General features: G+C 30.8%; 13 protein-coding genes. 12 read left to right on the top strand and 1 reads right to left on the bottom strand.

Annotated elements, in window-relative coordinates:
- Positions 1–70: 70 nt before the first annotated feature.
- The 10 genes from aroF (DR024_RS01080) (at position 71) to DR024_RS01125 (ending at position 9,437) form a co-directional block, all read left to right on the top strand.
- The gene (gene aroF, locus DR024_RS01080) at positions 71–1,084 is read left to right on the top strand and encodes a 3-deoxy-7-phosphoheptulonate synthase (protein WP_111918058.1); all 1,014 of its coding nucleotides are present in this window, start codon (positions 71–73) and stop codon (positions 1,082–1,084) included.
- Positions 1,085–1,102: 18 nt separating this feature from the next.
- The gene (aroB, locus tag DR024_RS01085; RefSeq protein ID WP_055184081.1) at positions 1,103–2,167 is read left to right on the top strand and encodes a 3-dehydroquinate synthase; all 1,065 of its coding nucleotides are present in this window, start codon (positions 1,103–1,105) and stop codon (positions 2,165–2,167) included.
- Positions 2,167–3,465, top strand: a complete 1,299-nt coding sequence (gene aroA, locus DR024_RS01090) for a 3-phosphoshikimate 1-carboxyvinyltransferase (protein WP_055184080.1) — start codon at positions 2,167–2,169, stop codon at positions 3,463–3,465. Before aroB ends, aroA begins: the two co-directional genes overlap by 1 nt.
- Entirely contained in the window at positions 3,443–4,537 is a 1,095-nt protein-coding gene (gene aroC, locus DR024_RS01095) for a chorismate synthase (protein ID WP_027097116.1), read from the top strand. Before aroA ends, aroC begins: the two co-directional genes overlap by 23 nt.
- The gene (gene pheA, locus DR024_RS01100; protein ID WP_027097115.1) at positions 4,525–5,664 is read left to right on the top strand and encodes a prephenate dehydratase; all 1,140 of its coding nucleotides are present in this window, start codon (positions 4,525–4,527) and stop codon (positions 5,662–5,664) included. Before aroC ends, pheA begins: the two co-directional genes overlap by 13 nt.
- A 10-nt stretch (positions 5,665–5,674) precedes the next feature.
- Entirely contained in the window at positions 5,675–6,481 is an 807-nt protein-coding gene (aroE, locus tag DR024_RS01105; RefSeq protein WP_055184078.1) for a shikimate dehydrogenase, read from the top strand.
- 15 nt (positions 6,482–6,496) lie between these two features.
- Positions 6,497–7,012 carry a shikimate kinase gene (locus tag DR024_RS01110; protein WP_027097113.1) on the top strand — a complete coding sequence of 172 codons (516 nt, stop codon included), beginning with the start codon at positions 6,497–6,499 and terminating at the stop codon, positions 7,010–7,012.
- A 4-nt stretch (positions 7,013–7,016) separates the two neighbouring features.
- Complete coding sequence (aroQ, locus tag DR024_RS01115) at positions 7,017–7,445, top strand: type II 3-dehydroquinate dehydratase (protein ID WP_027097112.1); 429 nt, start codon at positions 7,017–7,019, stop codon at positions 7,443–7,445.
- Positions 7,446–7,569: 124 nt separating this feature from the next.
- The gene (gene aroF / locus DR024_RS01120; protein WP_055184126.1) at positions 7,570–8,583 is read left to right on the top strand and encodes a 3-deoxy-7-phosphoheptulonate synthase; all 1,014 of its coding nucleotides are present in this window, start codon (positions 7,570–7,572) and stop codon (positions 8,581–8,583) included.
- Between the two features lie 20 nt (positions 8,584–8,603).
- Positions 8,604–9,437 carry a prephenate dehydrogenase gene (locus DR024_RS01125; protein ID WP_027097110.1) on the top strand — a complete coding sequence of 278 codons (834 nt, stop codon included), beginning with the start codon at positions 8,604–8,606 and terminating at the stop codon, positions 9,435–9,437.
- Between the two features lie 105 nt (positions 9,438–9,542).
- On the opposite strand, the gene DR024_RS01130 is transcribed toward DR024_RS01125, so the two are convergent.
- On the bottom strand, positions 9,543–10,076 hold the full coding sequence (locus DR024_RS01130) for a class IV adenylate cyclase (protein ID WP_111918060.1): 534 nt from the start codon (positions 10,074–10,076) through the stop codon (positions 9,543–9,545).
- Positions 10,077–10,244: 168 nt separating this feature from the next.
- Here DR024_RS01130 and deoD point away from each other — a divergent pair, with 168 nt between their 5' ends.
- A complete protein-coding gene (gene deoD, locus DR024_RS01135; protein WP_055184076.1) occupies positions 10,245–10,952 on the top strand; it encodes a purine-nucleoside phosphorylase in 708 nt (235 codons plus the stop codon).
- Between the two features lie 35 nt (positions 10,953–10,987).
- Positions 10,988–11,761, top strand: coding sequence for a class B sortase (gene srtB / locus DR024_RS01140; protein ID WP_027097107.1), 774 nt, complete (start codon positions 10,988–10,990; stop codon positions 11,759–11,761).
- Positions 11,762–11,909 lie beyond the last annotated feature (148 nt).

The raw sequence follows: 11,909 nt of genomic DNA on the forward strand, positions 1-11,909 counted from the left end.
GAGAGCTCATTAAAGGCTCTCTTTTTTATTAAATAAAATTAAATATTATATATTTTAAGGGGGCAAAAACATGATAGTAATTTTAAAACCAAACACAGAGCAAAAAGAGATTGACAGATTAACAGAGGCTCTTAAAAACAAGGGAGTTGAGGTTAATCCTGTAGTAGGAAAAGATTTAATTATATTAGGGTTGGTTGGAGATACAAGTAGATTAGATCCTACACAAATTGAAGCAAATAGAAATGTAGAAAGAGTAATGCATGTAGCAGAGCCTTTCAAAAAAGCTAATAAAATGTTCCACCCTGAACCAACAATTGTTGATGTAAAAGGAAATAAGATAGGTGGAAAGAAGCTTGCTATGATAGCAGGGCCTTGCTCAGTTGAAACAGAAGAACAAATTTGTTCAATTGCTGAAGATGTTAAGAAATTAGGGGCAAATTTCTTAAGAGGTGGAGCATTCAAGCCTAGAACTTCACCATATTCATTCCAAGGATTAAAATATGATGGATTAGAATTACTAAAGATAGCTAGAGAAAAGACAGGACTTCCAATAGTAACGGAAATTATGTCACCATATGATATAGATGTATTTGAAGAGAACGTTGATGTCATTCAAGTTGGTGCGAGAAATATGCAAAACTTTGATCTTTTAAGGGAATTAGGAAAGACATCAAAAACTATTCTTTTGAAAAGAGGATTATCTGCAACTATAGAAGAATGGTTAATGTCAGCTGAATATATAATGGCTGGTGGAAATGAGAATATAGTTCTTTGCGAAAGAGGTATAAGAACATTTGAGACATATACTAGAAATACATTAGATTTAAGTGCTGTTCCAGCAGTTAAAAAGTTAAGTCACTTACCAGTTGTAATAGACCCAAGTCATGCAGCAGGAAAGTGGTGGATGGTAGACCCACTATCAAAAGCAGCAGTAGCTATAGGCGCAGATGGTTTAATAATTGAAGTACACAATGATCCAGCTAATGCATGGTGCGATGGACAACAATCAATTAAACCAGATGTATATGGTAACTTGCTAGAAGAGTTAAGAGTTATTGCTAAAGCAGTGGGAAGAGAAATTTAATTAGAAGGATGATTATAAGTGAAAAAAAAATTATTTGTTGATCTAAAAGAAAATAGCTATAACATCTTAATAGAAAAAGGATTGTTAAACAAGTTAGGTGAAGAACTTAAGAATATATATTTTGGTGAAAAGATATTTATAATTACAGATGAAAATGTAGATAAGTATTATGGTTCTAAGGTTAAAGATGAATTAGATAAGATCGGTTATAAAACTAGAAAAATGGTTTTAGCTCCAGGGGAGAAGACCAAGTCATTTAGCACATTACCAAGTATATATAATGAACTTTTAGATTTTAAGCTAACTAGAAAAGAACTTATAATTACTTTAGGTGGAGGCGTAATTGGAGACTTAGGAGGCTTTGCAGCCTCCACTTTCCTAAGAGGAGTTTCATTTATACAGATTCCTACATCTTTGCTTGCTCAAGTAGATAGTTCTGTAGGAGGTAAGGTTGCTGTAGACCTGGAAAAGGGAAAGAATTTAGTAGGAAGTTTTTATCAACCTAAAGCAGTTTTTATAGATCCTGATGTACTTAATACCTTGCCTGAAAAATTTTATAAAGATGGGATGGCAGAAGTAATTAAATACGGATGTATTAAGGATAGAGATTTCTTCTATATGCTTAAATCATTAAAATCAAGAGAAGAAGTTATGAATAATATAGAAGATATTTTATATAAATGTTGTTATATTAAAAAGTCTGTTGTAGAAAGAGATGAAAAAGATTTAGGAGAAAGAATGCTTTTAAATTTTGGTCATACCTTAGGTCATGCAATAGAAAAATATTATAATTTCACTGGATATAGTCATGGTGAAGCAGTGGCTATTGGAATGTATAATATTTCTTTAAAAAGCGAAGATGAGGGGATAACTGAAAAAGGTGTAGCTGAAGAAATAAAAGAAATTCTTATAAATTATGACCTTCCATATAAAGTTGATATTAAAGATAATAATAAGATTATAGATACTATTTCTTTAGATAAAAAGAATATAGGAAATGTTTTAAAGGTAATTTTATTAAAGAGTATAGGTGAAAGCATTATATATGATACAACATCAGATTTCTTTAAGGTGGTGAGATAGTGGCAGATATAAAGGTATATCCAAGTAGACTTAATGGAGAAGTGAAAATTCCACCATCAAAGAGTATGGCACATAGAGCCGTAATATGTGCGGCATTAGGAGATGGACTAAGTAAAATTAGTAATATAGATTATTCAGATGACATAATAGCAACTATAAATGGGATGAGAGCTTTAGGAGCTGTTATTGAGGAGAAAAATGAATGTTTAGAAGTAAGAGGGATTAACTCTAAAGAGTTAAGTGTTAATAGAGATTTTGAAAGGGTAGTGGACTGTAATGAGTCTGGATCTACATTAAGATTTTTAGTACCTATTTCTCTAGCATTTGAAGGTGTAACAAGATTTGTTGGAAGAGGGAATCTTGGAAAAAGACCGTTAAAGACGTACTATGATATTTTTGATAGTCAAGGCATAGAGTATAGCTATGTAAATGGTGTTTTAGATTTAGTTATATCGGGGAAATTAAGGGCAGGAACTTATGAAGTAGAAGGAAATATAAGCTCTCAGTTTATAACAGGTTTGCTATTTACATTACCATTACTAGATGGAGATTCTAAAATTTCTATTACAACAGAGCTAGAATCTAAAGGATATTTAGATTTAACTCTTTCTGCTATGAAGGACTTTGGCATAAAAGTTATAAATAATGAATATAAAGAATTTATTATTAAAGGTAATCAAAGGTATAGAAGTAGAGACTATAGAGTAGAGGGAGACTATTCTCAAGGTGCATTCTTTTTATCAGCCGATGCTTTAGGAAATGAGGTTACAATACTTGATCTTAAAGAGGATTCTCTTCAAGGTGATAGAGAAGTGGTTGATATATTAGAAAGAATGGGGGTAGTAATAGAAAAGACTAATTTAGGAATGAATGGACAAGTTAAGCATTTAAACTCTACATTAATTGATGCATCTCAATGTCCAGACATTATACCAGTATTATCAGCTGTGGCAGCATTAAGCAATGGGAAAACAGAAATTATTAATGCAGGAAGACTTAGAATTAAAGAATGTGATAGACTTGCAGCAGTTACACAGGAATTAAATAAATTGGGAGCTAAAGTTACTGAAAAGTCAGAGGGATTAATTATAGAAGGTGTTGGGGAACTAGAAGGTGGAGTAGAAGTTTGGAGTCATAAGGATCATAGAATAGCAATGACTTTAGCTATTGCTTCAACAAGATGTAAGGCTCCTATTATTATAAAAGACTATGAGTGTGTATCAAAATCATACCCACACTTTTTTGAAGATTTTAAGAAGCTAGGAGGAAGATTAGATGAGTGGCATATGGGGAAATAACATAAAGGTATCCATATTTGGAGAGTCTCATGGAAATGCTATAGGAATAACTATAGATGGTCTTCCTTCGGGAATAGAATTAGACTTAAATAAAGTAGATGATGAAATGAAGAGAAGAGCACCAGGTAGAAGCAAATTATCTACTCCTAGAAAAGAGGGTGATGTTCCTGAAATTTTAAGTGGTTTCTTTGAAGGCAAAACAACTGGGACACCTCTTTGTGGAATGATAAGAAATAGAGATACAAGATCAAAAGACTATGGGAAGTTAAAGGATTTAATGAGACCAGGTCATGCCGACTACACAGGTAATATAAGATACGCTGGTTTTAATGATTACAGAGGGGGAGGGCACTTCTCTGGAAGAATTACAGCACCTTTAGTATTTGCAGGAGCTATATGTAAACAAATATTAGAAGCTAAAGGGATATATATTGGTGCTCATGTAAAGAAAATTAAGAGTATAAGTGATGAATCATTTGATTATACCGACATATCTAGAGAACTATTAGATGAACTTAGGAAGAAAGAATTACCTTTATTAAAGCCTGAAAAGGAAGAGGAAATGAGAAAGGTTATTTTGGAAGCTAAATCTAATGGAGACTCAGTTGGAGGCGTAATTGAATGTGGTGTCATAGGAATAGAAGCAGGACTTGGTGATCCGTTCTTTGATTCAGTTGAATCAACATTATCGCATCTTTTATTCTCAGTTCCAGCAGTTAAAGGAGTAGAGTTTGGATTAGGTTTTGATATTGTTGAATTATATGGATCAGAAGCTAATGATGAGTTTTACTATAAAAATGAGGAAGTAAAAACAAGAAGTAACAATAATGGTGGAGTATTAGGAGGTATTACAAATGGTATGCCTATTATATTTAAATGTGCTATAAAGCCAACTGCATCTATAATAAAGGAGCAAAATACAATAAATATAAGAGAACATAAAAATGAATCTTTAATCATTGAAGGCAGGCATGATCCTTGCATAGTTCAAAGAGCTATACCCGTAGTTGAGGCTGTGTGTGCAATAGGAATTCTTGATTTAGTAAAGGGGCGATATGGATGGGAGCTTTAGATGACTATAGAAAAGAGATTGATGATATAGATAGAGAGCTTACTAGTTTGTTTGAAAAAAGAATGAACGTCGTACTTAATGTTGCTAAGTATAAAAAAGATAATAAATTAGAAGTTCTTCAAAAAGGAAGAGAAGCAGAAGTAATACAAAAAGCAGTAGATACATTAAATAATAAAGACTATTCAGATGAAGTAGTTAGATTTATGAATGCGACTATGGAAATAAGCAGAGGGCTGCAAAAAAGAAAAATCCAAGATGAGGAAAAGTTTAAGGATATAAATATAGAAAGAGAAAGTATTAATAAAAATAAGAAGGTGGGATTTCCAGGAGTAAGTGGTGCATTTACAGAAGAAGCTTTAATAAAGTTCTTTGGAGAAGAATGTGAAAGAGGTGCTTATGAAGAATTTGAAGATGTGTTTATTGCTCTTCAAAATAGAGAGGTAGATTATGGAATTATTCCTATAGAAAATTCTTCAACTGGAGGAATATCTGATACTTATGATTTGTTAAGAAAGTATGGATTCTATATTTTAGGTGAGGAATGCATTAGAATTGAACAGCACTTAGTAGGATTAGAAGGTTCTATAGTAGAAGAAATAGATGAAATATATTCCCATCCACAAGGTATTGAGCAAAGTAGTGAATTTTTAAAGCAGTATCATCATTGGAAACTTATACCTTTCCATAATACCGCAATAAGTGCAAAGCTTATTAAAGATCTTGGTGATAATACAAAGGCAGCCATTGCAAGTAAAAGAGCAGCTGATATTTATGGACTTAAAGTAATAAAAGAATGTATTAATAATCAAAAGGATAATTTTACAAGATTTATTGTTATATCAAGAGAGCTTAAGGTGGTAGAAGAGGCAAATAAGGTGAGTGTAGTCTTCTCACTTGAAAATGAAGCTGGAACATTATATAGATTATTAAGGCATTTTGCAGAAAATAATATTAACCTTATAAAGATAGAATCTAGACCAATGAAAGATACTTCCTGGAGATATTTCTTATACTTAGATTTCGAAGGAGATATAGAAGGTAAAGAAGTTAAGAATGCGCTAAGACTTATAGAAGAAAATTCAGCATACTTTAAATTGTTAGGTGCTTATGAAAGAAAAACTAACTAAGGAGTGTAGTATGGAGTTTTATGGTTTATTAGGAGAAAAGCTATCTCATAGTTTATCACCACAAATTCATAATAGAATATTTGATTTAATAGGAATTGAAGGGGCTTATAAACTATTCCCTATACCTAAGGATAAGGTGAAGAAGGTTGGAGAGAGTATAAAGATATTTGGAATAAGGGGTATGAATGTAACAATTCCTTATAAAAAAGAAATTATGGATCAGCTAGATTTTATATCGGATGAATCTAGAAAGATTGGGGCAGTAAATACTATAAGTTTGGAGAATGGAAAACTTTATGGTTATAATACAGATTATTATGGATTTGGCCTTATGCTAGATATTAGTAAAATTGAAGTTAAAGATAAAAGAGCAGTAGTACTAGGAACAGGTGGAGCTGCAAAAGCAGTTGTTACGTATCTTCAAGACAAAGGAGTAAAGGAACTATTTGTAGTAAGTAGAAATAAGATGAAGAATAATTGGAGTGGTGAAGTTAATCTAATAGATTATTCTGACTTACAGAGTTTAGAAGGTGACTTACTTATTAACACAACTCCAGTTGGTATGTATCCTAATGTAGGAAAATCTCCTGTGGGTGAAAATGTTATAAAAAGATTTGAAGCTATAGTTGATTTAATATATAACCCAAGAGAGACAGAATTGTTGAGGCTAGCTAAATTAAATGGTAAAAAAAGTTGTGATGGATTATATATGTTAGTAGGTCAAGCAGTGAAGGCACAAGAAATATGGCAAGACATGAATATAGATAATAAGGTAACAAATATTATTTATGAAGAACTTAATGGTGAATTCAACTAGAAAAGGAGAATTTTCATGAGTATGTTAAAGGATAGGGTATTTTTAATAGGAATGCCTGGGTGTGGAAAAACTACAATAGGTAAAGTACTTGCTAAAGAGCTAAATTATACATTTTATGATATGGATAAATATATAGTAGATATATCAGGAAAAGAAGTCCATGAATTGTTTAATGAAGGTGAAGAAGTATTTAGAAAGTGGGAGACAGAAGCTTGTAAAGAGCTTTCTAAAAAGAGAAATAGCATAATTTCTACTGGGGGTGGAGTGATAAAAACTTCCATAAATAGAGAAATACTAAGAAGTAATAGTTTAGTAGTGTTTATAGATAGACCTGTTGAAAATATTATTGGAGATGTAGACATAAATACAAGACCTTTATTAAAAAATGGAGCTGGTGAAGTTTATAAGCTATATGAAGAAAGATATGAATTATATAAAGAAACTTCACATATAAAAGTTTTAAATGATGGATTTATAAGAGATACCATTGATAATATTAAGAAAAGCCTTAATGGCAGAATCAAGGAGTAAAGTTATGAAGATTATGGTTATTAATGGTCCTAACTTAAATATGTTAGGTATAAGGGAAAAAAATATTTATGGAACAAAAGATTATAAAGATGTATGCAAATATATAGTGAATGAAGGTGAAAAAAGAGGTCACCAAGTAGAAATTTTTCAAAGTAATATAGAAGGCGAAATTATTAATTTTATTCAGAAAGCTTATTTTGAAAAATACGAAGGGATAGTAATAAATCCAGGCGCGTTTACTCACTATAGTTATGCCATTCATGATGCAATTAAAGGAGTGGACATACCAACTATTGAAGTACATTTATCTAATGTACATAAAAGAGAAGAATTTAGAAAGATTTCAGTTACTGCACCAGCATGTGTAGGTCAGATAGCTGGTTTTGGAGAAGTTGGATACATACTAGCAATTAATGCATTAGAAAGTATGTAAAAAAACTAATATGTAGGATAGTAGGATTGTTTTATACACCTTTGTGGCATTATAATTTATAATATGTAATTTAAATGAAGCAAAGGTGGTAGTAATAAATATGGTTAGTATAGGAGGAATAGATATGATTATTATAATGAACCCTAAATGTGGAGATGAACAAATTAACAAGGTGGTAAATATAGTTGAAGGAAAGGGGTTACAAACCAACCTTTCTAAGGGATCGACTTATTGCATAATAGGATGTGTTGGAGATACTGGAATATTAGATCCAGATAAGATGCTTAGAATTGATGGCGTTGATAAAGTATTGAAGGTACAAGAGCCATTTAAGAAAGCTAATAAATTATTTAAGCCAGAACCAACAATAGTCGATGTTAATGGAGTTAAAATTGGTGGAAGCCATTTGGGAATAATGGCAGGTCCTTGTTCTGTTGAAAGCGAAGAACAGATTGTAGAAGTAGCGAAGAGTGTTAAAGCATCAGGTGCAAACTTCTTAAGAGGTGGAGCTTTCAAGCCAAGAACATCACCTTATAGCTTTCAAGGTCTTGAGTTAGAGGGACTTAAGCTATTAAAGGTAGCTAAACAGGAGACTGGTCTTCAAATAGTAACAGAAATAATGTCTACAGATTATATTGATGATTTTGTAGAAAATGTAGATGTAATTCAAATAGGTGCAAGGAATATGCAAAATTTTGATTTATTGAAGCAAATAGGTAAAACTAATAAACCTATACTTTTAAAGAGAGGTTTATCAGCAACTATTGAAGAATGGTTAATGTCAGCTGAATATATAATGGCTGGTGGTAATGAAAATGTTATTCTTTGTGAAAGAGGAATAAGAACATTTGAAACATATACTAGGAATACTTTAGACTTAAGTGCAGTTCCAATGGTTAAGAGATTATCTCATTTACCTATTATAGTGGATCCAAGTCATGCAGGAGGATACTGGTATCTTGTGGAGCCACTTGCTAAAGCAGCTATTATGGCAGGAGCAGATGGATTAATGATTGAGGTTCATAATGATCCAGAAAATGCTTTAAGTGATGGTCAACAATCTATTAAGCCTGAAAGCTTTAAGAACTTAATGGATAAGGTTAAGGTTATAGCAAAGATGGAAGGTAAAGATATTTAATCTTATTAGGGGGATTATAGATGAATATTGTTATAGTAGGTCTTGGGGTAATTGGTGGTTCCTTTGCCATGGGACTAAAAGAGGCTGGATATAATAACGTATTTGGTGTCGATGTAGATGAACATACATTGACTAAGGCTAAAAGTCTAGGGCTAATAAAAGAAGGGTGCAAGACTGGAGAAAGTTTTTTTAAAGAAGCTGATTTGACCATACTAGCAATTTATCCTAAGTTAGTTAAGAAGTTTATTGAGGACAATAAGGAGAATTTCAAGCCTGGCTCTGTAATAACAGATGCAACTGGTATAAAAGAAATGTTTATAAAAGACATTATTGAAATTTTACCTAAAAATGTAGATTTTATTTTTGGACACCCTATGGCTGGTAGAGAAAAAAAGGGAATAGATTTTGCAACTAATGATGTGTTTAAAGGAGCAAATTATATAATAACTCCAATAGAAAGAAATAAAAAAGAAAATTTAGATTTAGTAGAAAATATAGCATTGAAAATGGGATTTAAAAGAGTAAAAAGGATAACTCCAGAATTTCATGATGAAATGATAGGTTTTACATCACAATTACCACATGCTATGGCTGTAGCTCTAATTAATAGTGATGAAGAAGGTAGAGATACAGGAAGTTTTATTGGGGATAGTTATAGGGATTTAACTCGTATTGCTAATATTAATGAAGAATTATGGAGCGAACTTTTCCTTGGAAATAAGAATAATTTGTTGAAAGCTATCAATAATTTTGAGTTAGAGTTAGATTTGATAAAAAAGGCTATACATGATAACGATAAAGAGACTCTTATGAAGTATTTTAGAAAATCTTCTGAAAGAAGAGAGAAACTTTAATGTATAATTATAAAATAAATAATGAATAACTTTGGTGAAAACTCCGCTTTTGCGGAGTTTTTATAAATAAAAAGAGAAATTGCATTAGCAATTTCTCTACCTTAATTATTCATTTTCTTCAATTAATTCATATATTGTTTTAGAAGTTGTATCTTCCATAGTATATCCTAATAACCTAACTATTCTTTTCAACTTTTCTTCTGAGTCAGTTTCTATTTCTATATATGGAAAGGGGCAGAATGTAGTATCGTTTATGTCAATTTCTACTAGTCCATCTTCTAATTGATAGCTTTCCCTATATTTCTTTATAGATTGATGTAATTTTAGTCCTAGTACTTCATACATTCCTTCTGCTGTTTTTTTATTATCTACTTCAAATTCATATTCTTCCATCTCTTTAAATTTACCTTGGGAAAGCATTTTTTTTGCTGTTATGTAAATAACTTCTTTATTATTTAATATATCAGATACAGTTCTAATTCTAGCATATCCTTTTTCAGCTAATAGTCTTCCGTCTTCAAAGTCATATATATCGTTTATTTGATTTTCAGCCTTAACTTTAAGAGCACCATTTTCAACAAGTGTGTTTCTAATGGCAGCTACATCAATTTTTATTATTCTAGTTTCTAGTTCTTTCATAATAATCTCTCCATTAAATTATTTTATTTACTATTATATCATATAGTTTTTCAAATTTAACAATTTCTAGTCTTGTATTTAACTTTAAAAGGAATTAGAATTTACATATTAAAATAGGATATAATAAAAACAAAGAATTTATTACATTTTTGTTAGGAGGATTTTATTATGGCTAAACATTTACACATAATGGCTGAAGAAGGAGCTATAGCAGAAACTGTATTATTACCAGGAGATCCATTGAGAGCAAAGTTTATAGCAGAAAATTATTTAGAAAATGCAAAGTGTTATAATGAAGTTAGAGGAATGTATGGATATACAGGAACATATAAAGGTAAAAGAGTTTCTGTACAAGGTACAGGTATGGGATTGCCATCTCATTCTATATATGTTAATGAGTTAATTAGATTTTATGGAGTTAAGAGATTAATAAGAATAGGTTCAGCAGGATCTATGAATGAAGATGTAAATGTTAGAGACATAGTTTTAGCGCAAAGTGCATCAACTAATTCAGGAATTAACAGAAGAAGATTTCATGGAATGGATTATGCTCCAACAGCTAGTTTTGATTTATTATTAGAAGCATATAATATTGCAAAAAGTAAGGGAGCAAATGTAAAGGTAGGGAATATATTATCATCTGATTTATTCTATGATGATACTGATGTATCCATAAAGCTATGGGCAGATTATGGATGTTTAGCAGTAGAGATGGAAAGTGCAGAATTATATACATTAGCTGCTAAGTATGGTGTAGAAGCTTTATCAATACTTACGATTTCAGATCATATTTTTAAGGGAGAGGAAACTACTCCAAAAGAAAGACAAGATAGCTTTACTGAAATGATGGAGATAGCATTAGAGTTAGCTAAATAGTATTTATAAATAAAAGGATATTTTGGGGGATTTATATGAGTAAAAAATGGAGAGAAGTTATTAGAAAAATTATTTTTGTTATTGCTTTGATAGTTTTTATATGGTCAGCTTATGAGCTATTTACTATTTTTAATGAGTATAGGAAAAATGCTAGTAGTTATAAGGATATTGAACAGTATGCTCCACAGGTAGTAGAGAATAATGATAATAATCCTAAAGATAAGGAAGATGTTAAAGCATATGTATTTAAGGAAGAAGATTATAATAAGCTTTATGAGATAAATAATGAATTTAAAGGATGGATTATGATACCTGGCACTAAAGTTAATTATCCAGTGCTTCAGGGAGAAGATAATGATTATTATCTTACTCATAACTTCAAGAAAGAATATAATGCTGGTGGAGGAATATTTATATCTTGTGATAATCCAGACCCTTTCAATGAAAAAAATACAATAATACATGGACATTATATGAAGGATAAGAGTATGTTTGGTTCACTTCATAGCTATAAGGATAGTGAATTTGCAAAATTAAATAATAAGTTTTATATAACTACAAAAGATGGAACTTTAGAGTATGAGATATTTTCAATATACATTGAGCAAGCAAATACTAATCCATATAGATTTAATTTTAGTTCAGATGAAGAGTATGTAAAGTATTTGAATGAACTTAAGAACAAGTCTATGCATAAACTTGTGGATTATGAACTTACAAGTGAGGATAAAATAGTAACTTTGTCAACATGTTCCTATGAACAAGAAAATAATAGGCTTTTAATCCATGGAAAACTAATAAATAAATAGATTTAAATATATAGTTTAAATAAAAAATGTAGAAAGTCGTAGGTGTTTCTACATTTTTTTATGTTCTAATTGTTAAATTCACGTTATAATATTGTTAGAAAAATTAAAAATGTATTAAGAATAAGTTAAAAAGAGCATTTTGAAGGAG

The organism is Clostridium paraputrificum (assembly GCF_900447045.1).
Classification (GTDB): Bacteria; Bacillota; Clostridia; order Clostridiales; family Clostridiaceae; genus Clostridium; species Clostridium paraputrificum.

What these genes read in the sequence shown, in the direction of transcription:
- DR024_RS01125 (WP_027097110.1), top strand. Translation starts at nt 8,604, where the DNA reads ATGAATATTGTTATAGTAGGTCTTGGGGTAATTGGTGGTTCCTTTGCC.
- DR024_RS01130 (WP_111918060.1), bottom strand. Translation starts at nt 10,076, where the DNA reads ATGAAAGAACTAGAAACTAGAATAATAAAAATTGATGTAGCTGCCATT.
- aroF (WP_111918058.1), top strand. Translation starts at nt 71, where the DNA reads ATGATAGTAATTTTAAAACCAAACACAGAGCAAAAAGAGATTGACAGA.
- DR024_RS01110 (WP_027097113.1), top strand. Translation starts at nt 6,497, where the DNA reads ATGAGTATGTTAAAGGATAGGGTATTTTTAATAGGAATGCCTGGGTGT.
- pheA (WP_027097115.1), top strand. Translation starts at nt 4,525, where the DNA reads ATGGGAGCTTTAGATGACTATAGAAAAGAGATTGATGATATAGATAGA.
- aroC (WP_027097116.1), top strand. Translation starts at nt 3,443, where the DNA reads ATGAGTGGCATATGGGGAAATAACATAAAGGTATCCATATTTGGAGAG.
- aroF (WP_055184126.1), top strand. Translation starts at nt 7,570, where the DNA reads ATGATTATTATAATGAACCCTAAATGTGGAGATGAACAAATTAACAAG.
- aroE (WP_055184078.1), top strand. Translation starts at nt 5,675, where the DNA reads ATGGAGTTTTATGGTTTATTAGGAGAAAAGCTATCTCATAGTTTATCA.
- aroQ (WP_027097112.1), top strand. Translation starts at nt 7,017, where the DNA reads ATGAAGATTATGGTTATTAATGGTCCTAACTTAAATATGTTAGGTATA.
- deoD (WP_055184076.1), top strand. Translation starts at nt 10,245, where the DNA reads ATGGCTAAACATTTACACATAATGGCTGAAGAAGGAGCTATAGCAGAA.
- srtB (WP_027097107.1), top strand. Translation starts at nt 10,988, where the DNA reads ATGAGTAAAAAATGGAGAGAAGTTATTAGAAAAATTATTTTTGTTATT.